Source organism: Mycobacterium sp., assembly GCF_035314665.1.
Classification (GTDB): domain Bacteria; phylum Actinomycetota; class Actinomycetes; order Mycobacteriales; family Mycobacteriaceae; genus Mycobacterium.
In genome coordinates this window covers 1-20,239 of record NZ_DATFZD010000122.1, presented here as the reverse complement: position 1 = coordinate 20,239, position 20,239 = coordinate 1, and the positions used below count along the sequence as shown (strand labels likewise).

The window sequence follows — 20,239 nt, the reverse complement described above, 5'->3', positions numbered from 1 at the left end:
GCCAACACTTACCGGTATGGCACGAAAAGTCCTGATAGCCGGCTTCCCTGGCGTGCAGGCGCTGGACCTGGTCGGCCCATTCGAGGTGTTCACCTCGGCGTCATTGGTGCTGGGCGCCGCTGGAAAAGAGGGCTACCAGCTGGTGGTGGCGTCGGTTGACGGGCAGCCGGTGACCACCGAGACCGGGTTGACCTTCGGCGCCGTCGAACTGCCCGACCCGAGTGAAGCCGTCGACACCCTGGTCCTGCCGGGTGGTCGCGGTGTGCACGGCGACCGCCGCGACCCGCGCCTTGTCGACTGGATCGTCGCGACGGCGCCACAGGCCCGCCGGGTGGTCACCGTGTGCACCGGAGCGTTCCTGGCGGCGCAGGCCGGGCTGCTGGACGGCTGCCGGGCGACCACGCACTGGGCGTTCGCCGACCAGTTGGCGCGGGAATTCCCGGCGGTCGATGTCGATCCCGATCCGATCTTCGTGCGCAGTTCGCCGACGGTGTGGACGGCCGCCGGCGTCAGCGCGGGCATCGACCTGGCGCTGGCGCTGGTCGAAGAGGACTACGGCACCGATGTTGCGCAAACGGTGGCCCGGTGGCTGGTCCTGCACCTGCGCCGGCCCGGCGGGCAGACGCAATTCGCCGCGCCGGTCTGGGTGGCCCGGGCCAAACGCGAACCGATCCGCGCCGTTCAGGATGCCGTCGAGTCCGAACCCGGTGGCGTGCATAGCATTACCGAGTTGGCGCGCCGCGCCGCGATGAGCCCACGCCATTTCACCCGGGTGTTCACCGGTGAGGTCGGCGAGGCGCCCGGCGCTTACGTCGAACGGGTCCGCACCGAGGCGGCCCGCCGACAACTCGAGCAGACCGACGACACCGTGGTGGCGATCGCTGCGCGCTGCGGCTTCGGCACCGCGGAAACCATGCGCCGCAACTTTATTCGACGCATCGGGGTGTCTCCCGACCAATACCGCAAAACCTTCGCCTGAACTCAAGGAGCACCGCATGACACAGATCGCGATCGTCACATATCCCGGTTTCACCGCACTGGACTTCATCGGCCCCTACGAAGTGCTGCGCTGGCTGCCCGATGCCGAGGTCCGCTTCGTGTGGCACGAGCCGGGTCCGATCACCGCCGACTCCGGCGTGCTCATGATCGGCGCCACCCATTCGTTCGCCGAAACCCCTTCGCCGGACGTGGTTTTGATCCCGGGCGGAATGACCACCATCGAACACGCCCGCGACGAGGCGTTGCTGGACTGGGTGCGTCAGGCGCATCACAGCGCGACGTGGACGGCGTCGGTGTGCTCGGGTTCGATCATTCTGGCGGCGGCCGGCTTGCTCAACGGTAAACGTGCGGCCTCGCATTGGGCGGCCTTGCCCATGCTGAAACCGTTGGGCGCCATCCCGGTTGGCGACGAACGCGTCGTGCATGAAGGCGACATCATCACCAGTGCCGGGGTGTCGGCGGGTATCGATCTGGCGTTGTGGCTGGCCGGCCGGATCGGCGGCGATGAGCGAGCGAAGGCCATCCAGCTGTCGATGGAATACGATCCGCAGCCGCCGTTCGACTCCGGCCACATGTCCAAGGCGTCCGCGAAGACCAAGGCGGCTGCCACCGCGCTGATGGCCAGGGATATCGCCAAACCGGCCCAGCTCAAGGCCGGCACGCTGCTGCTCTGGGACCGCGCGCTGTCGGTCGCGCGAGCCAAGGCGGCGCGCCGCTAAATTGCTGCGGCATAAAGGCGTCCACCGCCCATATGCTGAGTAGATGCGGCGTCTCGGCGTCATCGCGGTTTTAGCGTGGGCGGTATGCCTCGCCACAGGAGCTTGTGCCTCCACCGTCGGCGGTACCGCCGTCGTCGGCCCTGGTGGCGCGACGACGACGGCGGTGCGCGAGCACGGCTTGCCGGGCCTACTGCTCAGCCTCGACGAGATGAAGCAGCTGCTGAAGTTCGAAGACATGGCCATCGAGGACACCTTGACCCGGCCCGACGCCCGGGGAATCTACGAGCCCGCCAGCTGTGTGGGTGCGGTATTCAGCAGCATGGCGGGCTCCTATGACGGCAGCGGGTACCGCGACTTCTACGAACTCAGGGAGTCGGACGTGACCGGGGGAGGCTTGCCGCACTGGGTCGATCAGAGCGTCGCCACATTCGACAATAATTCGGCCGCAAGGGATTTCGTTGCCGATCAGGCCACACAGTGGCGTCGGTGCGCCGGCCGGAAGTTCAAGTATGCCTATCCCCGGCCAACTGACTGGCAAGAGTCCTACCGCATCGGCGACACGATCGATTCCGGCTGCATGACGATGATCTCCAACGTGACTGCGAGCGACAAGCGCTACACCGACATACACGCCCTGGCGGCGAAGTCCAACGTCGTGGTCGACCTGCAGTTCACCGGATTCGACCTGACCGACGAGCCGGCAATCGCGATCAACCAGATCCTGGATCGGATCGCATCCCATGGGCACGAGTGCGCGTTCTGGGCATAGCTGCCTAACTCGCTATTGCATCGATCACTGCGCCCGGGTTGTCAAGCGAGACAAAGGTCTTGGCATCCGTTACCTCGATCAGCTTCGCCTCGCCGAACGCTCCGGACAGTCGGCGACCAAGGTTCGGTGAGAAACAACGATCCAGCTGGCCCCAGACCAGGGTGACCGGCTTATCAAACCGGGATAAGCGGGTGGCAACGTCGGTCAGATCGGTCTTGGCCACCTGACGCAGCAGCGCCGCCAGATCACGGCAGATGCGTGAGTCGTTGAGGCACGGTCGCAGCCAGGCGGCCGTGACGGCCGGATCCGGCCGGTTGATGAGCAGCCCGAAGCCGAGTGCCGAGTGACGCAGCGCCCGCAACCGCAGTGGGCCCATCAGCGCCTTGATCGTGATGGGGCCGCGAAGCACGCTGAACGCGACGTCGAATGGGTAGGGCGGGCATTCCTCGAAGGCGTCGCAGTTGGTCAGCACCAGTCCGCCGATCCGTTCCGGATGGGCGTCGACGACCAATTGGCACAACCCTCCGCCGGTGTCGCTGCCCACCAGCGTCACGTCGGAAAGATCCAGGGCGACGATCGCGTCGTTGATGATCTGCGCGACACCGGGCAGCGATAGCGCGGACGCGTCGCGAACCGGGATGGTGTGTGAGCCCAGCGGCCAGGTCGGCACGATGCAGCGATACCCGCGGCGACCCAGGTTCTCGGCAACGTCGCGCCACAGTCGCCCGTCCACCAAGATGCCGTGCACGAACAGCACCGGTGGATACGCCGAATCCCGCGGTCCGAACTCCTGGTATTCGATGGTGGCCTGGTTGAGTGTGAGCTCTGCCATGTCGGTCGTTCCTCCTCGAACTCCTCGGTTGTGTTCCCTACTGGATGTCTTCCCCATAATCGGAGCTCAAGACCTGCTGCCAGGTCGACGCCGCGAACTGCCAGATGCTGCCACCGCGCGGGCGTCGCGTAGGTTCGTCGTCGTGATCAACCTGGCTTACGACGACCAAGGGACCGGAGAGCCCGTCCTGTTTATCGCCGGCCGTGGCGGTGTCGGACGTACCTGGCATCTGTATCAGGTGCAGGCTTTCCTGGCGGCGGGCTACCGCGTCATCACCTTCGACAATCGCGGGGTGGGCGCGACGGCGAACGCCGACGGTTTCACGACGCAGACGATGGTCGCCGATACCGCAGCGCTGATCGAATCCCTGGGCGTTGGGCCGGTGCGCATCGTGTCGGTGTCGATGGGTGCGTTTATCGCTCAGGAGCTGATGGTGGCCCGGCCCGATCTGGTCAGCCAGGCGGTGTTGATGGCCACCCGCGGCCGGCTGGACCGCGCCCGCGAGTTCTTCCGATCCGCCGAAGACGACTTTGCCGCCTCCGGCGTCCAACTGCCGGTCTCCTATGATGCGAAAATCCGGCTGCTGGAGAGCTTTTCGCCTAAGACGCTGGCCAACGACGAGGCCGTCGCCGAGTGGATCGGCATGTTCACGGTCTGGCCGATCAAGCTCACCCCGGGGGTTATCCGCCAAGGTGCCATCTCGCCGCAGGGCAACCACCTGGCCGCCTACCGCAACATCACCACGCCCGTGCTCGTGCTCGGATTCGCCGACGACGTGGTGACCCCGCCGAATCTGGGCCGGGAGGTCGCCGACGCGATACCCAGCGGCCAGTACCTGCAATTAGCCGATACCGGGCATCTCGGTTTCCTCGAGCGGCCGGAGGCGGTCAACGCCGCGGTGCTGCAGTTCTTCAGCGGTATGAGGGCCTAAACGCACCCAGGGGCTGACTGTCGGGCTCCTCAGCGGGCCGCGGGCCTGCATCGTCGCCCGACTAGGCTGGTCTGGTGAATCCCTCGACGGCACAGGCCCGCGTCGTCGTAGACGAACTGATCCGCGGCGGTGTGCGCGATGTCGTGCTGTGCCCAGGCTCACGGAACGCCCCGCTCGCATTCGCGCTGCAGGAGGCCGACCGGGCCGGCCGGGTCCGGTTGCACGTGCGTATCGACGAGCGGACCGCCGGGTATCTGGCGATCGGGCTGGCGATCGCCGCGGGCGCGCCGGTGTGCGTGGCGATGACGTCGGGCACCGCGGTGGCCAATCTGGGTCCCGCGGTGGTGGAGGCCAACTACGCGCGGGTGCCGCTGATCGTGCTGTCGGCCAACCGGCCCTACGAGCTGCTCGGCACCGGTGCGAACCAGACCATGGAGCAGTTGGGCTACTTCGGCACGCAGGTCCGCGCCACAATCAGCCTCGGTCTGGCCGAGGACTCGCCGGAGCACATGGACGCGTTCAACGCGACCTGGCGATCGGCCACCTGCCGGGTGCTTGCGGCCGCCACCGGCGCCCGCAGCGCCAACGCCGGACCGGTGCAATTCGACATTCCGTTGCGCGAGCCGCTGGTGCCTGACCCCGAACCCGGTTCTACTCCGCCGGGACGCCCTGGCGGCAAACCATGGACGTTCTCCCCGCAGGTCAGCTTCGACCAGCCGCTGGACGTCGACCTGAGCCTGGACACCGTCGTCATCGCCGGTCACGGCGCTGGCGCGCAACCCGAGTTGGCCGCGTTGCCGACCGTCGCCGAGCCGACCGCCCCGCCGGTGGCTAATCCGCTGCACCCGCTGGCGCTGCCGCTGCTGCGCCCGCGGCAGGTGATCATGCTGGGCCGCCCCACACTCCATCGACCGGTCTCGGCGCTGCTGGCCGACCCGTCGGTGCCGGTTTATGCGCTGACCACCGGCCCGCGCTGGCCCGACGTGTCAGGTAATTCCCAGGCCACCGGCACCCGGGCGGCCACCACCGGTGAGCCGACCTCGGCCTGGTTGCGCCGCTGCGCAGAGCTCAACCGGCAGGCGATCGCCGCGGTGCGCGGGCAGCTCAAGGCGCACCCGCTCACCACCGGCCTGCACGTGGCGGCGGCTGTCGCCGACGCGCTGCGCCCCGGTGACCAACTGGTGTTGGGCGCGTCCAACCCGGTGCGCGACGCCGCGCTGGTCGGCCTCGGGGACGCGAAGCATCGCGGAGAGATCACAGTGCGCTCCAACCGCGGGGTGGCCGGCATCGACGGCACGGTGTCTACGGCGATCGGGGCGGCTTTAGCGCATGACCAGACCGGTGGTCGGACCATCGCGTTGATCGGCGATCTCACCTTCGTCCACGACAGCTCCGGATTGCTGATCGGGCCGACCGAACCGGTACCGGCAGATCTGACCATCGTGGTGTCCAACGACAACGGCGGGGGCATCTTCGAACTGCTCGAACAGGGCGACCCTCGGTTCTCCGACGTGTCGTCCCGGGTCTTCGGCACCCCGCACGACGTGGACGTCGGCGCGCTGTGTCGCGCCTACCACGTCGACACCCGGCAGATCGAGGTCGACGAACTCGGCCCCGCCCTCGACGAGCCTGGCGCCGGCATGCGGGTTCTCGAGGTCAAGGCCGACCGATCCTCGCTGCGGCAGCTGCATGCCGCCATCAAGGCCGCATTGTGAAAGTCCCTGCCAGGGCCATGCCGGCCCTCGCATCGCTGAAAGCCGTGGTGCGCATCTTGATCCACGGTCGCAGCGGCAACATTCCCGACACTCGGGGGCATCGCATCGTGCGCTGGACGCGCATCGGCGTGCTGATCCTCACCGGATTGGTCACGCTGCAGTCGGTGCTGTTGGTGGCCGGCGCCGTGCGCGACGACATTGCCATCCAACGCAATATGGGGGTGGCCGAGGCAGAGGTGCTCAGCGCAGGCCCGCGGCGCTCCACCATCGAATTCGTCACTCCCGACCGGGTCACCTACCGTCCGGAGCTCGGTGTGCTGTACCCGTCCGAATTAGCAACGGGGATGCGGATTTACGTCGAATACGACAAACTCAACCCCAACCTGGTGCGCGTGCAGCACCGCACCGCCAAGCTGGCTATCATCCCGGCCGGATCCATCGCGGTGGTCGGCTGGCTGGTTGCCGCGGCCGCCTTAGCGGGTCTGGCGCTGGTGGACAAGCGGCTGGACCGTCAGCTGGAGACGTCGTCCAGCCAGCCTGGGTCCTGAATATCGACCACTTTGTTCGCTCTGAGGTCGTAAACCGTTGGAGTGCCTGGGTTTTGCGGGTTAACCTGCTCGAGACGTGCTCTGTTGGCATCGTTGAGGGCGGCGATATCGACCACATAGTCGCCGGCCGCGATCCGGTCGGCCACCGCCTCGGTTATCCCGCTTTCGCGGGCCGTCGCCGCGATGTCGGCGTTGCTGGGGCCGTCCGAGTTTTGGTGGCGGTAAAGGTCTTGCACGAAAGCCTGATACGCCGTCGGCGTGGTTGTCGGGTCGGCCGCCAAGAACAGCGCATTGCTCACCCGCGCGGAAACGTCGTTGTGATGTTTGTCACCGAGAAAGGTCAGCCAGCGATACGTGACCGCGAGTCGGCCGGCCGCGACGTCGCCGGCAAGCCGGTCGCCGTACGTTGACTCCCGCTCCGCGCAGTATGGGCATTGCGGTTCGCAGAAGACCTCCAACTGCACAGGGGCAAAGCCGGACCCGACGATCACTCCGTTACCATCGATGGTGCGCGGCACGTTGGCGTGCGCGCTGCCAGTGCTGAACATCACCAAGCTCAGCGTGGCCACCAATACCCGCAGGCAGGACCGCATTGTCCAACCCCCCTTTGCATCAGAGTTCGTGTCGCGTATGCCCGTCGGTAACCATATCGACAGGCGACGCTGCCACCGTGACATTGTGCGCGTAGCGATTGTCGCGGAGTCCTTTCTCCCGCACGTCAACGGCGTCAGCAACTCAGTAGTCCGGGTACTCGAGCACCTGCGCCGCACCGGTCACGAAGCCATTGTCATTGCGCCCGACACCCCGCCGGGCGAGCCGCCCGCCGATCGTATCCACGACGGTATCCGGGTGTACCGGGCGCCGTCGCGGATGTTCCCGAAGATCACCTCGCTACCGCTCGGAGTGCCCACACCCCGGATGACGAGGGTGCTGCGCGGATTCGATCCCGACGTAATGCATTTGGCGTCGCCGGCGCTGCTCGGCTGGGGCGGGGTGCGGGCGGCGCGTCGTCTCGGCGTGCCGACAGTCGCGGTATACCAAACCGACGTACCGGGTTTCGCGGCCAGCTACGGGATCGGAATCACCGAGCGGGCAGCCTGGGCGTGGTTCCGCCACCTGCACCGCCTGGCTGACCGCACCCTGGCGCCATCCAGCGCGACGATGGAATCCCTTGTTTCTCACGGTATTCCGCGGGTGCATAAGTGGGCACGCGGGGTCGACATGATTGGTTACGCGCCGTCGGCCCGCAACGAGGCGCTGCGGCAGCACTGGTCGCCGGACCGCAAGCCGATCGTCGGGTTTGTCGGCCGGCTCGCACCGGAGAAGCATGTCGAGCGACTGACCACGCTGGCTGCCGGCGGCACGGTGCAGGTCGTCATCGTCGGCGACGGAGTCGACCGCGCCAAGCTGCAATCAGCAATGCCGACAGCTGTTTTCACCGGAGCCTTGTACGGCGAGGAGCTCGCAGAGGCGTACGCCAGCATGGACGTCTTCGTACACGCCGGCGAGCACGAAACGTTCTGCCAAGTCGTGCAGGAAGCGCTCGCGTCGGGCCTGCCGGTGATCGCCCCCGACGCCGGTGGACCGCGCGACCTGGTTACCCCGTTCCACACCGGATTGCTTTTGGGAGTCAAAGAGTTCGAGGCGCAGCTGCCCGAAGCCGTCGCGCATCTGGTATCAGAACGACAGCGCTACGCGCTGGCGGCGCGGCGCAGCGTGCTCGAGCGCAGCTGGCCGGCGATCTGCGACGAGCTGCTCGGCCATTACGAGGCGGTACTCTCGCCCATCGCCCGGGCGCGCATCGCCCGCAGGCAACGCGCGCAGGGTGAGTGAGCTACCCCTGGGCCAACTCGGCAACCGGCTGCCACTGTTCCCAAGTGCGTAACCGGCTTTCGTAGTCGGCCTTGGCCAGCCCCAGCGGCGCCTCCCCGAAGAACACCCGCAGCGGCGGCTCCTCGGCGTCCACCACTTTCAGCAGCGCGGCCGCAGAAGCTTTCGGATCGCCCGGCGCCGACCACCGTTGCTGGCGTACCGCCTCGGTCGCCGCATGCACTTCGGCGTATGCGGGAAGCGGATCGGCACTCCGGGAAGACGAACCGGCCCAGTCGGTGGAGTAACCGGCCGGCTCGATCAGCGTGACATGGATGCCAAACGACGCGACCTCTTGGGCCAGCGCTTGGGAGAAGCCGTCCAGCGCCCACTTTGACGCGTGATAGATGCCGACGTTCGGAAACGCGACAATGCCGCCGATCGAGGACACCTGGATGATGTGCCCGCTGCGCTGCTCGCGCAGGAACGGCAATGCGGCCTGGGTGATCCACAGCGCGCCGAACACGTTGGTTTCGATCTGGTCGCGCGCGTCTTGCTCGGAGAGCTCTTCGACGAAGCCGAACTGGCCGTAGCCGGCGTTGTTGATGACGATGTCCAGGCGCCCGAAGTGGTCATGCGCCTGCTTGACCGCGGCGAAGTCCGCGTCCCGATCGGTGACGTCCAACTGAATCGGCAGCACGGCGTCGCCGTACTTGTCCACCAGGTCGGCCAGCGTCGCGGTGTTTCGCGCCGTGGCCGCTACCTTGTCGCCCCGCTCGAGCGCGGCGATCGCCCATTCCCGTCCGAAGCCGCGCGATGTACCCGTAATGAACCAGACTTTTTCACTCACGCCGTGGTGCAACGCATCCGTCGTCGTCGCATTCCCGGATTCCCGATAGTGTCGGCGGTATGAGCCGCGCGACGTTGGACAAGGATCCCCGTGAGGTGGCGTCGATGTTCGACGGCGTCGCCCGGCGCTACGACCTGACCAACACCGTGCTGTCACTGGGTCAGGATCGGTATTGGCGTCGCGCCACCCGGTTGGCGCTGGACATCGGGCCGGGCGAGAAGGTGCTGGATTTGGCCGCGGGCACCGCGGTGTCGACGGTCGAGCTGGCCGGCTCCGGCGCGTGGTGCGTGGCGACGGACTTCTCCGTCGGCATGCTGGCGGCCGGCCGTGGTCGCATCGTGCCGAAGGTTGCCGGTGACGCCACCCGATTGCCGTTCGGCGACAACGTGTTCGACGCCGTCACCATCAGCTTCGGTTTGCGCAATGTCGCCGAGCGTGACACCGCGCTGCGAGAGATGGCCCGGGTCACCCGGCCGGGCGGGCGGTTGGTGGTGTGCGAATTCTCCACGCCGACTAACCGGCTGTTCGCGACGGCCTACAAGGAGTACTTGATGCGGGCGTTGCCGCGGGTGGCGCGGGCCGTGTCAAGCAACCCGGAAGCCTATGTGTACCTGGCCGAGTCGATTCGCGCCTGGCCCGATCAGCCCGCGTTGGCGCATCAGATTTCGGCCGCCGGATGGTCGGCGGTGCGATGGCGCAACCTGACCGGCGGCATCGTCGCGCTGCACGCCGCCTACAAGCCGGTCAGCTGAACGGCTTTCGACGGTCGATCAGCCGCGAGGCCAGCCCGCCGCTCCGCCACACCCGTGCCACCCAGTCGGCGTCGTCGTCGGTGACCAGGTTGCCCATCACCCGCACCGCGATGTTCATCAGCGTCGTCGAGCGCACCGCGATCGGGCCGGTCGCGGGCAAGAACCGCGGGAACGTCAGCAATAACCCGAGCCGACGTGCCACCGAAAACGCACGGCCGTAATGGGTTTGGAGCACATGAGGCCACACTTTCGACAGGTCACCCGAGCCGAGCAACTCGGCCGCCAGCCGACCGGTCTCCAGCCCGTAGTCGATGCCCTCGCCGTTCAGCGGGTTGACGCACGCGGCCGCGTCGCCGATCAGCATCCAGTTCCGCCCCGCGACCCCCGACACCGCGCCGCCCATCGGCAGCAGCGCCGACGACACCGCGCGCGGCTGGCCGGTGAAGCCCCACTCGTCGCGGCGCAGGTCGGTGTAATACGACATCAGCGGCCGCAGCGCCAGCTCGGCCGGTCGTTTGGATGTCGACAGCGCGCCGACGCCGATGTTCACTTCGCCGTTGCCCAGCGGGAAGATCCAGCCGTAGCCGGGCAGCACCGCGCCGTCGGGCGAGCGGAGTTCCAGGTGTGAGGTCAGCCACGGCTCGTCGCTGCGCGGCGTCGTCAGGTAGCCGCGGGCCGCGATGCCGTACACCGTCTCCTGATGCCACCGCCGACCCAAAACGCGGCCCAGGGGCGAGCGGGCGCCGTCGGCGACAATCAGCTCGCGGCACCCGACTTCCGTTCCGTCGGCCAGCGCCACCGAGGTTACCCGGGTCGACGAATCATGATGGACGCCAACAGCTTTGACGCCCAGTCGCATCTGCGCGCCGGAATCCTCGGCGACTTTGCGGATCCGGTCGTCCAGTTCGAAGCGGGCCACCGCGCTGCCGGTCGACGGGAACGACGGGCCGGGCCATGCCACTTCCACCTCGCCGCCGAATCCGCTCATCCTCAAGCCCCGATGCCGGATGCGGGCGTCCAGCCAGTCGCCCAGCCCCAGCCGTTCCAGCTCGGCGACCGCGCGAGGCGTCAGCCCGTCGCCGCAGGCCTTGTCGCGGGGAAAGTTCGCCGCATCGATGACGAGCACGTCGCGGCCCGCCCAGGCGGCCCAGGCCGCCGCCGCCGACCCGGCCGGTCCGGCGCCCACCACCACCACGTCGGCATGGGAGTGCATGTTCACCAGTATGTTGGGTTCGTGAGGACTCCGACGACAGTGGTGGCGGGCGTGGACTTCGGCGACGCTGCCTTCGCCACCGATGTGCGCGACGGGGTCGCTCGCATCGAGCAACTCATGGAATCCGAGCTGCGCGGCTCAGACGACCTGATGACCGAGGCCGTGCTGCACCTGTTCGAGGCCGGCGGCAAACGTTTTCGCCCGCTGTTCACGGTGCTATCCGCCCAGCTGGGCCCCCGGCCGGATGCCGGCGAGGTGACGATCGCCGGCGCGGTCATCGAGCTGGTGCATCTGGCCACGCTGTATCACGACGATGTGATGGACGAGGCCCAGGTGCGCCGCGGGGCACCCAGCGCCAACGTGCGGTGGGGCAACAACGTGGCGATCCTGGCCGGCGACTACCTGTTCGCGACGGCCTCGCGGCTGGTATCGCGGCTGGGGCCCAACGCGGTGCGGATCATCGCCGAGACGTTTGCCCAGCTGGTGACGGGTCAGATGCGTGAAGGCCAAGGAGCGGCCAGCGGCGCCGATCCGATCCAGCACTACCTGAAGGTGGTGCACGAGAAGACGGCCTGTCTGATCGGCGCGGCAGGCCAATTCGGCGCGATGTTCTCCGGCGCCGACGAGGACCAAGTCCAGCGGCTCAGCCGACTGGGCAGCATCGTCGGCACGGCGTTCCAGATCTCCGACGACATCATTGACATCGACAGCGACCCCGACGAGTCCGGCAAGCTGCCCGGCACTGACCTGCGCGAAGGTGTCCACACGTTGCCGGTGCTCTACGCGTTGCACGACAGCGGGCCGGAGGCTGACCGGCTGCGCGAACTGCTGGTCGGGCCGATAGACGACGAGGCGCAGCTGGCCGAGGCGTTGGCGCTGCTGCGAGCCTCGGCAGGGATGGCCAAGGCCAAGGACACGGTGGCGCGATACGCGGCGCAGGCGCGCGAGGAGTTGGCCGCGTTGCCCGAGGGCCCTGGTCGGCAGGCGCTGGCCACGCTGGTCGATTTCACCATCAGCCGACACGGTTAGGTTCGGGGAACTCGGCGACCCGTCATCGGCGTTTAATGGACGTGTCCATAGGAGGAAGTCGATGACCTGGCATCCACATCACAACACGGCGAAGACGTTCGCGTTGCTGGTAGGTATGTCGGCGCTGATCGTGTTTGTCGGCGCGCTCTTCGGCAGGACGGCGTTGTTCATCGCTGTGCTCTTCGCCGTCGGGATGAACATCTACACCTACTTCAACAGCGACAAGCTGGCGCTGCGGGCGATGCACGCTCAGCCGGTGTCGGAGGTACAAGAGCCGGTGATCTATCGGATCGTGCGCGAGCTGGCCACCACGGCGCACCAGCCGATGCCGCGGCTGTACATCAGCGACACCGCCGCGCCTAACGCGTTCGCCACCGGTCGCAACCCGCGTAACGCCGCGGTGTGCTGCACCACCGGGATTCTCAACATCCTCAACGAGCGTGAGCTGCGCGCGGTCTTGGGTCACGAGCTTTCGCACGTCTACAACCGCGACATCCTGATCTCGTGTGTGGCCGGCGCGCTCGCGTCGGTGATCACCGCATTGGCCAACATGGCGATGTTTGCCGGCATGTTCGGCGGTAACAACCGCGATGGCGCCAATCCCTTTGCGCTGCTGCTGGTTTCGATGCTGGGCCCGATCGCGGCGACGGTGGTGCGGATGGCCGTGTCGCGTTCGCGGGAGTATCAGGCCGACGAGTCGGGTGCGCTGCTGACCGGCGACCCGTTGGCGTTGGCCTCGGCGTTGCGCAAGATCTCCGGTGGTGTGCAGGCCGCGCCGCTGCCCCCCGAGCCGCAGCTGGCCGCCCAAGCGCACCTGATGATCGCCAGCCCGTTCCGCAATGGCGAGCGGATCGGTTCGCTGTTCTCCACCCACCCGCCGATGGCCGACCGGATCCGCCGGCTCGAGGAAATGGCCGGGCACTAGTCCCGGTCCCCAAGCCGACCATGTGGTGACTTTCGATTCGACGGCGCATGCGATATCACGCCAGTGTGAATCGCTACACGTACCGCGCGGAATGGTCTGCTGAGCACGGCGCATACGTCGGCCGCTGCATTGAATTGTCGTGGCTGTCGCGGTGGGCGCCGACCATGCAGCAAGCGATCGCGAGCGTTGAGCAGGCTGTCGACGAATACCTCGCTGAATGTGACGGAAGCGCGTCGCGGCCGCTGACCGAGCGGAAGTTCAGCGGCAAGTTTCTCGTCAGGACGTCGCCGGCGCTGCACGCACGACTTTCTGTCGAGGCCGCCGAACAGAATGTGTCGATGAATCAGTGGGTTGTCCAGAAGCTGCCGGATCGGCCGCCGATCGGTCTGCTCGACCTCTGATATCGCATGTGACTCGTTTTTGAAAAAGGGTGCATCCAAGAGTCTTGGTGCGCCTGTGACTGGTGAGCTCAGAAGCCCGAGCCGTGCACCTCGTGTCCCGGAGTCTCGACCATCAGCCCGCGGTAGGCCTCCTCCACGTTAGAGCCGTGGTTGATCACCGCGTCGACTTCACGCGCGATCGGCATGTTCAGCCCGTACTTGTCGGCGAACTCCATGATCACGCTGGCGGCTTTGACGCCCTCGGCGACTTGGTTCATCGACGAGATGATCTCGTCGATAGGCTTGCCCGCGCCGAGTTGCTCGCCGACGTGGCGGTTGCGGCTGCGCTGGCTGGTGCAGGTGACGATCAGATCGCCCATGCCGGCCAGGCCGGCGAAGGTGTCGCGCTGCCCACCCATCGCCTCGCCCAGCTTCGACATCTCGCGCACCGAGCGGGCGATCACCATGGCCCGGGTGTTCTCACCGATACCCAGCGAATAGCCCATTCCGACCGCGATCGCGTAGACGTTCTTCAAAGCCCCGGCTATCTCGACGCCGAGTACGTCGTCGACGGTGTATACGCGAAAACGCTTAGTGTGAAACAGCTGTGCCAGCCGCGCAGCAAGATGCTGGTCGGGCATCGCCAACACCGCCGCGGCCGCGTAGCCTTCGCCAACCTCGCGGGCGATGTTAGGCCCGGCCAGGATGCCGGCGGGGTGGCCGGGCAGCACTTCGTCGACGATCTGCGACATCCGCATGTTGGTGCCTTGTTCGAGGCCTTTGACCAAAGACACCACCGGCACCCACGGCCGCAACTCGGCCGCAAGTTCGGTCAGCACGCCGCGGAACCCGTGCGACGGCACCCCCATCACAATGACATCGGCGCACCTGGCGGCCTCGGCGAAGTCCGTGGTCGCACGTAGGGTTTCGCTGAGTTCGACGTCTTTGCCCAGGTAGCGGGTGTTGCGGTGATTCTGGTTGATGTCTTCGGCGGTCTCCTCCGAGCGCACCCATTGCAGCGTCGGTCCGCGGCGCGCGCAGATGGACGCGACAGTAGTGCCCCAGGAACCGCCGCCCAAAACGACGACCTTCGGTTCACGCATAGCAGCTGCCATGGCGACCAGCGTATTGCCGTCGCCCAATCTTTACCGGCGGTTGGTTAGAAGTGACCCCAGCCGCGCTGGCCGTCCCAGCCGCCGCACACTCCGTTGGAGCACGCGTTGACCGTGCCACCCTGGAAGGGGTTCCAGCCGCCGCAGCCGTTCCAGCCGGGACCGCTGCCACAACCTCCGCCGCCGCCTTGACCGTCGGGACCGCCGCCACCACTCGAGGGGTCGGCGAGAATGACGTAACTAGTCGGCGCAGTCGTGCTCACGACGGCGACCGATGCGGCGGCAATCGCCCCCGCAGCCGCTCCCGCCACGACCACCGAGGTGACGAAATTCCGTGTGATTAGCATTGCTCAATAATGCTCCGCTAAGTGCGCCGCCGCCACTTCTGTTGTGGGCGTGTCACTTCACCTATCCGGCCAGCGCCGCCTTTTCGTCGGCGCGGCCGAACACCATGGCCTCCTCGACCCGGTCGAACCGGTAGTCGATGGCGTCGGCGAAGTAGTTCTGCCGAACATTCCACGGCCGCTTGGTGCCGGACTTGGGCAGTGCGTGCGGCGAGCGCAGCACATAGCCGGCCTGGATGTCCCACGACGGCTTTTCGGGCATCGGTTCACCGCCGAGATGCGGGTAGGCATGGGTGTAGCCGTGAGATTTCATGTGGGCCAGCAACTTTGCCGTCGCACGGGCGGTGATGTCGGCGCGCAGCGTCCACGAAGCGTTGGTGTACCCGACGCACCAGAACAGGTTCGGCACTTCCTCCAACATATGGGCCTTGTAGACGAAACGGTCCTGCGGCTTGATCTCGGCACCGCCGACGGACACCGTCACACCGCCGAGCGCCTGCAGTTGCAGGCCGGTGGCGGTGACAATGATGTCGGCATCGAGATGGCCGCCGGACCTCAAAACGACTCCGGTGGAATCGAAATGGTCGATGTGGTCGGTGACCACCTCGGCTCGGCCCTCACCGATCGCGAAGTACAAGTCCGCATCGGGGATCAGGCACAGCCGCTGGTCCCACGGGTTGTAGCGCGGCTTGAAATGGGTGTCGACGTCGTAGCCCTCGGGCAAGTTGCTGATCGCGATGCGGCGGATCAACCATTTGATGAAGCCAGGCGTCTTGCGTGCCAAGAACCAGATCACGCCCTCGAGCAGTGCATTGCGTTGCCGGATGATCAGATGAGCAATCCTGCGCGGCAACACTTTTCGCAAGGTATCGGCCGACTTGCTGTACTTCGACGCCGAGAACAGATATGTCGGCGAGCGTTGCAGCATGGTGACCTTCGATGCCTTCTCCGCCAGCGACGGGATCAGCGACATCGCGGTCGCCCCGCTGCCGATGACCACCATCTTCTTGCCGGTGTAGTCGAGATCTTCCGGCCAATACTGCGGATGAACGACGGTGCCGCCGAACTCTTCGATGCCGGGGAAGTCCGGCGTGTAGCCCTCGTCGTAGTTGTAATAACCCGATCCGAAGAACACGAACCGGCCGCGGTAGACCTTTTCAACGCCATCCTGTTCGGTGGTGACCGTCCAGGTGTCGGTCGACGAATCCCAGTCCGCCGAGCGAACGTAGTTGTTGAATCGGATGTTTCGGTCGATGCCGTACTTGTGCGCGGTCGCGGTCAGGTACTCGCGGATGTGCTCCCCGTCGGCGACGCCTTCCTTGCGGGTCCACGGCTCCCACGGGAAACACAACGTGAAGATGCTGCTGTCGGACCGCACTCCCGGGTAGCGGAACAGGTCCCAGGTGCCACCGATCTGGTCGCGCCGCTCCAAGATGACGTAACGGGTCCCCGGGTTGCGCTCGGCGATGCGGTAGGCCGCGCCCAGGCCCGAGAAGCCGGCGCCGATGATGACGACGTCGAAGTCTCCGCCGTCCTCGGGTGTCGTCGCGCTCATGACCACCAGACTAGGACGCTAGCGGTAGTTCACGAACTGCAAAGCCACATCCAGGTCCGCCTTCTTGAGCATCGCGATGACGGCCTGCAGGTCGTCGCGCTTTTTGCTGCTGACCCGGACCTCTTCGCCCTGAATCTGGGTCTTGACGGTCTTGGGGCCATCGTCGCGGATGAGCTTGGTGATCTTCTTGGCGTTTTCGCTGCTGATGCCCTGCTTGAGGGCGCCGGTGACCTTGTAGGTCTTGCCGGAGGCCTGCGGCTCGCCGGCGTCGAAGGCCTTGAGGCTGATGTCGCGCCGGATCAGCTTCTCCTTGAATACGTCGACGGCGGCCTTGACGCGCTCCTCGGTCGAGCTGGTCAGTTCGATCGCCTCCTCGCCCTTCCAGGCGATCTTGGTGTCGGTGCCGCGGAAGTCGAACCGGGTGGCCAATTCCTTTGCCGCCTGGTTCAGGGCGTTGTCGACCTCCTGGTGATCGATCTTGCTGACGACGTCGAACGATGAATCCGCCATTGGATCCAATCCCTTTCTTTCGAAGTTGGCCGTTTGCGCCCCCAGTACATCCTCGTTGTACTCTTGCTACCCGTACCACACCGGCAGATTGCCCGAGCGGCCAATGGGAGCGGACTGTAAATCCGTCGGCTTATGCCTACCCAGGTTCGAATCCTGGATCTGCCACCAAGGTCAGAGAGATGTTGGGCTCTGACGACGCGTCCGAGTCACCCTGAATTGTCACGGTTTGTCACAACCCGCGCGAAACTCTGCGCCGCAGTGTTCAACGCCTCAGGCTGCGAATGCACATAGGTGGCCATCGTGAACGCCTTCGACGCATGGCCCAGCCACGCCGAGATCACGGCGATTGGCACGTCCTGTAGATGCATAAGCGTCCCGCACGTATGCCGTGCGTCGTGGAACCGAATGTGGCGGACGCCAGCAGCCTTCAGCAACCGCGCCCACCGCGACGTCAACGCGTGCGGACTCAAAGCCACGCCAGCCTCGTCAACGACCACGTAGCCACTCGCCTCATAGTGTTCGCCGAGCGCCAGCCGATCGGCGGCTTGTACGGCCCGGGCGGCCCGTAGCGTCGCGGCCAGGTGGTCGGGTATTGGCAGTGTCCGGCGCCCTGCCCGTGACTTCGGCGTGTCCTCGACGAGGTGCTTGCCGAACCGGAGCCGTGTCGAAGAGATCTGAAGCGTGCGCGCATCGAGGTCGATATCACTCCAGCGCAAGCCGGCCACCTCGCCGCGGCGCAGGCCAGTGAGCGCAAGCTGCCACGCGATCGCGTACCGATCGCCCTCGATGTGTTTGAGGACCTTCTGCAACTCCGCCGGCGTGAAGGTGTCTGCTGGTTTCGGGTCCGCCGGGATGCGGTCCACGAGCTCGGCGACGTTACGAACCACGTGACCCTGCCGCATCTGATCCCTCAACACCGCCGTCAGCAGACCCAGCATGTAGTTCACCGACCGCGGCGACCACGCTTTGCGGCTCTTGCCAGTGGGAGACGGCAGCCCGCCCGCACGCAGCGCGGTGACGAGATCGTCGATGTGCCGCTTGGTCAGCTTCTGCACCTCGACGTCGCCAAGCTCAGCCAGCGCCGCCGCAAGGTTCACGCGATGCCCATGCAGCGTCGACGGTTTGAGGCCGTGTTTGGCAGCCAGCCAGTCCTCGCACGCTTCGGCAAGCGTCACCTTAGCCGGATGCACGTATGTGCCCCTGGCGACGTCGCCGCGCACCGCATCTAGTACGGCCCGAGCTTCTCGCTCCGTTGCGTAGCGCTTGCGTAACTGCTTGCGCTTCCCGTCAACAACTCCGACATCGACGGTCAGTTGGTATCGGATAACAGCGCGCCCGCCGTCGCGCTGCGCGAGTTCGACACGTTTGATCTGCGGCGGCAGCTGGCGCCGCTCAACCATCGGATCCGCCTAGCGAAGGAGGCAGCGGCGAGTCATGACGCTGCCTCAGTGTGCGCTGCTATGAACCGGTCAATCTCTGACGACGTCACCCGGCGGGACGCGCCGATCTGAACCCATGCGAGCTGGCCCGCGTCGAAGAGCCGATAGACCGACGATCGCGAGATACGTAGTGCATCAGCCGCTTCCACAATGGTGAGCAGCCGACGTGCGGCAGAAGGCCGGGCGTCAGGCGAGTCGTGGCCAGTCATGGCGGCCTCGAGAGGATGTGTGGGTCATACGATCACCTCGTGTGTTTTGATGTTCCACCAGTGTAATTCGCCCCTACGACTAGTGCGTGCACAACTTTGACCTCGGGGTTAATGATAACGTTTGACGTTAATAACGTGTTGCGTTACTATTCGTGAGTGATCCGCTCGTTCCGGGATAAGGACACCGAGGCGGTCTGGCGCCGCAACTACATCAAGAAGCTCAGCACGGGACTCAGCAGACTCGCGTACAACAAGCTCGTTCTCATCAACGCCGCCGCGAGCATCAACGACCTGCGGGTGCCGCCGGGCAACCGGCTCGAAAAGCTGGTCGGCGCACGCGCCGGCCAGTACAGCATCCGCGTCAACAACCAGTGGCGCATCTGCTTCACCTGGAGTTCCAGCGGCGCCGGCAACGTCGAGCTGGCCGATTATCACTAGAAAGGAGAGACCGATGGCAGACTTCGCCCCCACTCACCCCGGAGAGATCCTTTTGACCGAGTTCCTTGAACCAATGGGGATCTCGCAGTACCGCATCGCTAAGGCGATCGATGTGCCGCCGCGCCGGATCAACGAGATCGTGCACGGTAAGCGCGGTATCAGCGCCGACACCGGGCTGCGGCTGTCGCGGGCACTGGGCCTGAGTGACATGTTCTGGATCAACATGCAGGCCAACTATGACGCCGAAATCGCGCGCGAGCACCTAGCGACTGAGCTGGCCACCATCGAACGCATTGCTTGAGACGCCGGGCACGCGCGACCTCGCCGTCGTCACGACACGCGGGACCGATCCCACTAACCGTCCCATGCCCAAATCACTCTTCCTCAACACCGAATCCATCTCAGCTCGTCCCTGTATCTTTCTCCCCGTATCATCTAAATCTCCAGTCCCACAACAACTATAGTCGTCCACATCTCAACCTTCGTCCTACCCGAATTTCTGCACGGCACATTGGCACAACGGTGCAATACTAGTTTCGGGCGCGCTGCGATCGCGCCCGAAACACGTTCCTCTGCAGTCGGTCTCGTTCCCGTCTAATCGTGAGGTGGTCGCAAGTGTTGACGATCTCCCGGCTGTCGCGGTGGAGCATCAACTACTACAACGACACCGCCCGCGAAGCCAAAAAGGGTGCGATGGATCGCCAACGCGCCAACGGCGGGTTGGGGGAATACTACTCAGAGGCCGACACGCGAACGCCGACATGGCTCATCGCCGGGAGTGCTGCACAAACGTGCAAGCTGGTCGGTTTGGACGGGCGCGCTACCGATGGCGGGCCGGCTGACCCAGAGGTGGTGGGCCGCTGGCTCGATGACGGAATCGCACCCAACGGGAAAGCCGGCCGCGCCTTCACGAAGACCGGCGTGCACGGGTTCGACCTGACCTTCGCTGCCCCCAAAAGCGTGTCGCTACTGCGAGCGCTCACCGACGACGTCGGAGAAAAAGTCATGCAGGCCAGAGCTCGCATGTTCGAATCCTGTCCCCGCTACTAGTCGAAACGGCCCCCGGAGATGTCTCCGGGGGCCATTTTCTAGCCAGGTGGTCCAGGCGGCGGTGGCGCTCCCAAGGTGATCGGCGGCAGCCCAGGGATCTGGATGACCAGC

The 20,239-nt window shown here is 65.9% G+C and carries 23 protein-coding genes, 1 tRNA gene and 1 pseudogene; 15 read left to right on the top strand and 10 right to left on the bottom strand.

From position 1 onward, the window contains the following. Positions 1–16 precede the first annotated feature (16 nt). Genes VKI00_RS09045 through VKI00_RS09035 form a run of 3 tightly spaced genes read left to right on the top strand, consistent with a single transcriptional unit; the run spans position 17 to position 2,487 of the window. Complete coding sequence (locus tag VKI00_RS09045) at positions 17–979, top strand: GlxA family transcriptional regulator (RefSeq protein WP_324436857.1); 963 nt, start codon at positions 17–19, stop codon at positions 977–979. Positions 980–995: 16 nt separating this feature from the next. Beyond that, positions 996–1,718, top strand: coding sequence for a DJ-1/PfpI family protein (locus VKI00_RS09040; protein WP_324436856.1), 723 nt, complete (start codon positions 996–998; stop codon positions 1,716–1,718). A 43-nt stretch (positions 1,719–1,761) separates the two neighbouring features. Continuing rightward, positions 1,762–2,487 carry a sensor domain-containing protein gene (locus VKI00_RS09035; protein ID WP_324436855.1) on the top strand — a complete coding sequence of 242 codons (726 nt, stop codon included), beginning with the start codon at positions 1,762–1,764 and terminating at the stop codon, positions 2,485–2,487. A gap of 4 nt (positions 2,488–2,491) precedes the next feature. Here the strand turns inward: VKI00_RS09035 and VKI00_RS09030 are convergent, their stop codons facing one another. After that, on the bottom strand, positions 2,492–3,319 hold the full coding sequence (locus tag VKI00_RS09030) for an alpha/beta fold hydrolase (protein ID WP_324436853.1): 828 nt from the start codon (positions 3,317–3,319) through the stop codon (positions 2,492–2,494). A 142-nt stretch (positions 3,320–3,461) separates the two neighbouring features. Here VKI00_RS09030 and VKI00_RS09025 point away from each other — a divergent pair, with 142 nt between their 5' ends. The 3 genes from VKI00_RS09025 to VKI00_RS09015 all read left to right on the top strand — a co-directional run bounded on the left by VKI00_RS09025 (position 3,462) and on the right by VKI00_RS09015 (position 6,513). Beyond that, a complete protein-coding gene (locus tag VKI00_RS09025; protein ID WP_324436851.1) occupies positions 3,462–4,250 on the top strand; it encodes an alpha/beta hydrolase in 789 nt (262 codons plus the stop codon). A gap of 74 nt (positions 4,251–4,324) precedes the next feature. Next, a complete protein-coding gene (gene menD / locus VKI00_RS09020) occupies positions 4,325–5,965 on the top strand; it encodes a 2-succinyl-5-enolpyruvyl-6-hydroxy-3-cyclohexene-1-carboxylic-acid synthase (RefSeq protein ID WP_324436850.1) in 1,641 nt (546 codons plus the stop codon). 17 nt (positions 5,966–5,982) lie between these two features. Beyond that, positions 5,983–6,513: a DUF3592 domain-containing protein gene (locus VKI00_RS09015; RefSeq protein ID WP_324436877.1), complete on the top strand. Its 531-nt coding sequence runs from the start codon at positions 5,983–5,985 to the stop codon at positions 6,511–6,513. On the opposite strand, the gene VKI00_RS09010 is transcribed toward VKI00_RS09015, so the two are convergent. Next, complete coding sequence (locus tag VKI00_RS09010; protein ID WP_324436848.1) at positions 6,477–7,106, bottom strand: DsbA family protein; 630 nt, start codon at positions 7,104–7,106, stop codon at positions 6,477–6,479. The two genes, VKI00_RS09015 and VKI00_RS09010, sit on opposite strands and share 37 nt — an antisense overlap. Positions 7,107–7,191: 85 nt before the next feature. Here VKI00_RS09010 and VKI00_RS09005 point away from each other — a divergent pair, with 85 nt between their 5' ends. Beyond that, complete coding sequence (locus VKI00_RS09005; protein ID WP_324436847.1) at positions 7,192–8,346, top strand: glycosyltransferase family 1 protein; 1,155 nt, start codon at positions 7,192–7,194, stop codon at positions 8,344–8,346. A gap of 1 nt (position 8,347) precedes the next feature. On the opposite strand, the gene VKI00_RS09000 is transcribed toward VKI00_RS09005, so the two are convergent. After that, positions 8,348–9,172: an SDR family oxidoreductase gene (locus tag VKI00_RS09000; protein ID WP_324436846.1), complete on the bottom strand. Its 825-nt coding sequence runs from the start codon at positions 9,170–9,172 to the stop codon at positions 8,348–8,350. 59 nt (positions 9,173–9,231) lie between these two features. On the opposite strand from VKI00_RS09000, the gene VKI00_RS08995 reads away from it, so the two are divergent. Then, positions 9,232–9,924, top strand: a complete 693-nt coding sequence (locus VKI00_RS08995) for a demethylmenaquinone methyltransferase (protein WP_324436844.1) — start codon at positions 9,232–9,234, stop codon at positions 9,922–9,924. On the opposite strand, the gene menJ is transcribed toward VKI00_RS08995, so the two are convergent. Then, positions 9,917–11,137, bottom strand: coding sequence for a menaquinone reductase (menJ, locus tag VKI00_RS08990; protein ID WP_414687157.1), 1,221 nt, complete (start codon positions 11,135–11,137; stop codon positions 9,917–9,919). The two genes, VKI00_RS08995 and menJ, sit on opposite strands and share 8 nt — an antisense overlap. A gap of 21 nt (positions 11,138–11,158) precedes the next feature. On the opposite strand from menJ, the gene grcC1 reads away from it, so the two are divergent. The 3 genes from grcC1 (at position 11,159) to VKI00_RS08975 (ending at position 13,492) form a co-directional block, all read left to right on the top strand. Continuing rightward, a complete protein-coding gene (gene grcC1 / locus VKI00_RS08985) occupies positions 11,159–12,166 on the top strand; it encodes a nonaprenyl/(2E,6E)-farnesyl/geranylgeranyl diphosphat synthase (RefSeq protein ID WP_324436842.1) in 1,008 nt (335 codons plus the stop codon). Positions 12,167–12,227: 61 nt separating this feature from the next. Next, a complete protein-coding gene (gene htpX / locus VKI00_RS08980; RefSeq protein ID WP_324436840.1) occupies positions 12,228–13,091 on the top strand; it encodes a zinc metalloprotease HtpX in 864 nt (287 codons plus the stop codon). A 65-nt stretch (positions 13,092–13,156) separates the two neighbouring features. Next, positions 13,157–13,492 carry a type II toxin-antitoxin system HicB family antitoxin gene (locus VKI00_RS08975; protein WP_324436838.1) on the top strand — a complete coding sequence of 112 codons (336 nt, stop codon included), beginning with the start codon at positions 13,157–13,159 and terminating at the stop codon, positions 13,490–13,492. Positions 13,493–13,560: 68 nt separating this feature from the next. Here the strand turns inward: VKI00_RS08975 and VKI00_RS08970 are convergent, their stop codons facing one another. From VKI00_RS08970 to VKI00_RS08955, 4 genes are all read right to left on the bottom strand, one after another. After that, complete coding sequence (locus VKI00_RS08970; RefSeq protein ID WP_324436836.1) at positions 13,561–14,586, bottom strand: NAD(P)H-dependent glycerol-3-phosphate dehydrogenase; 1,026 nt, start codon at positions 14,584–14,586, stop codon at positions 13,561–13,563. Between the two features lie 44 nt (positions 14,587–14,630). Beyond that, positions 14,631–14,930, bottom strand: a complete 300-nt coding sequence (locus VKI00_RS08965) for a hypothetical protein (protein WP_324436834.1) — start codon at positions 14,928–14,930, stop codon at positions 14,631–14,633. 61 nt (positions 14,931–14,991) lie between these two features. After that, a complete protein-coding gene (locus VKI00_RS08960; protein ID WP_324436832.1) occupies positions 14,992–16,482 on the bottom strand; it encodes an NAD(P)/FAD-dependent oxidoreductase in 1,491 nt (496 codons plus the stop codon). Between the two features lie 18 nt (positions 16,483–16,500). After that, a complete protein-coding gene (locus VKI00_RS08955) occupies positions 16,501–16,992 on the bottom strand; it encodes a YajQ family cyclic di-GMP-binding protein (RefSeq protein ID WP_324436831.1) in 492 nt (163 codons plus the stop codon). An 82-nt stretch (positions 16,993–17,074) separates the two neighbouring features. Between VKI00_RS08955 and VKI00_RS08950 the strand changes: the two genes are divergently transcribed. Then, positions 17,075–17,160: transfer RNA gene (locus tag VKI00_RS08950), tRNA-Tyr, on the top strand. Between the two features lie 38 nt (positions 17,161–17,198). Here the strand turns inward: VKI00_RS08950 and VKI00_RS08945 are convergent. Both VKI00_RS08945 and VKI00_RS08940 read right to left on the bottom strand, forming a co-directional pair. Then, a complete protein-coding gene (locus VKI00_RS08945; RefSeq protein WP_324436829.1) occupies positions 17,199–18,392 on the bottom strand; it encodes a tyrosine-type recombinase/integrase in 1,194 nt (397 codons plus the stop codon). 32 nt (positions 18,393–18,424) lie between these two features. Then, positions 18,425–18,640: a helix-turn-helix domain-containing protein gene (locus tag VKI00_RS08940; RefSeq protein ID WP_324436827.1), complete on the bottom strand. Its 216-nt coding sequence runs from the start codon at positions 18,638–18,640 to the stop codon at positions 18,425–18,427. Between the two features lie 156 nt (positions 18,641–18,796). On the opposite strand from VKI00_RS08940, the gene VKI00_RS08935 reads away from it, so the two are divergent. The 3 genes and pseudogenes from VKI00_RS08935 to VKI00_RS08925 form a co-directional block, all read left to right on the top strand. Continuing rightward, the gene (locus tag VKI00_RS08935; protein WP_324436826.1) at positions 18,797–19,078 is read left to right on the top strand and encodes a type II toxin-antitoxin system RelE/ParE family toxin; all 282 of its coding nucleotides are present in this window, start codon (positions 18,797–18,799) and stop codon (positions 19,076–19,078) included. A gap of 13 nt (positions 19,079–19,091) precedes the next feature. Further along, positions 19,092–19,379 carry a HigA family addiction module antitoxin gene (locus tag VKI00_RS08930; RefSeq protein WP_324436825.1) on the top strand — a complete coding sequence of 96 codons (288 nt, stop codon included), beginning with the start codon at positions 19,092–19,094 and terminating at the stop codon, positions 19,377–19,379. A 314-nt stretch (positions 19,380–19,693) separates the two neighbouring features. Then, a pseudogene (locus tag VKI00_RS08925) lies at positions 19,694–20,125 on the top strand (relaxase domain-containing protein); the annotation flags it as partial. Positions 20,126–20,239 lie beyond the last annotated feature (114 nt).

Bases quoted from the DNA above. Each gene is read 5' to 3' on its own strand.
- VKI00_RS09045 (WP_324436857.1), top strand. From the start codon at position 17: ATGGCACGAAAAGTCCTGATAGCCGGCTTCCCTGGCGTGCAGGCGCTG.
- VKI00_RS09040 (WP_324436856.1), top strand. From the start codon at position 996: ATGACACAGATCGCGATCGTCACATATCCCGGTTTCACCGCACTGGAC.
- VKI00_RS09035 (WP_324436855.1), top strand. From the start codon at position 1,762: ATGCGGCGTCTCGGCGTCATCGCGGTTTTAGCGTGGGCGGTATGCCTC.
- VKI00_RS09030 (WP_324436853.1), bottom strand. From the start codon at position 3,319: ATGGCAGAGCTCACACTCAACCAGGCCACCATCGAATACCAGGAGTTC.
- VKI00_RS09015 (WP_324436877.1), top strand. From the start codon at position 5,983: ATGCCGGCCCTCGCATCGCTGAAAGCCGTGGTGCGCATCTTGATCCAC.
- VKI00_RS09010 (WP_324436848.1), bottom strand. From the start codon at position 7,106: ATGCGGTCCTGCCTGCGGGTATTGGTGGCCACGCTGAGCTTGGTGATG.
- VKI00_RS08995 (WP_324436844.1), top strand. From the start codon at position 9,232: ATGAGCCGCGCGACGTTGGACAAGGATCCCCGTGAGGTGGCGTCGATG.
- menJ (WP_414687157.1), bottom strand. From the start codon at position 11,137: ATGCACTCCCATGCCGACGTGGTGGTGGTGGGCGCCGGACCGGCCGGG.
- htpX (WP_324436840.1), top strand. From the start codon at position 12,228: ATGACCTGGCATCCACATCACAACACGGCGAAGACGTTCGCGTTGCTG.
- VKI00_RS08970 (WP_324436836.1), bottom strand. From the start codon at position 14,586: ATGGCAGCTGCTATGCGTGAACCGAAGGTCGTCGTTTTGGGCGGCGGT.
- VKI00_RS08965 (WP_324436834.1), bottom strand. From the start codon at position 14,930: ATGCTAATCACACGGAATTTCGTCACCTCGGTGGTCGTGGCGGGAGCG.
- VKI00_RS08960 (WP_324436832.1), bottom strand. From the start codon at position 16,482: ATGAGCGCGACGACACCCGAGGACGGCGGAGACTTCGACGTCGTCATC.
- VKI00_RS08955 (WP_324436831.1), bottom strand. From the start codon at position 16,992: ATGGCGGATTCATCGTTCGACGTCGTCAGCAAGATCGATCACCAGGAG.
- VKI00_RS08945 (WP_324436829.1), bottom strand. From the start codon at position 18,392: ATGGTTGAGCGGCGCCAGCTGCCGCCGCAGATCAAACGTGTCGAACTC.
- VKI00_RS08940 (WP_324436827.1), bottom strand. From the start codon at position 18,640: ATGACTGGCCACGACTCGCCTGACGCCCGGCCTTCTGCCGCACGTCGG.
- VKI00_RS08930 (WP_324436825.1), top strand. From the start codon at position 19,092: ATGGCAGACTTCGCCCCCACTCACCCCGGAGAGATCCTTTTGACCGAG.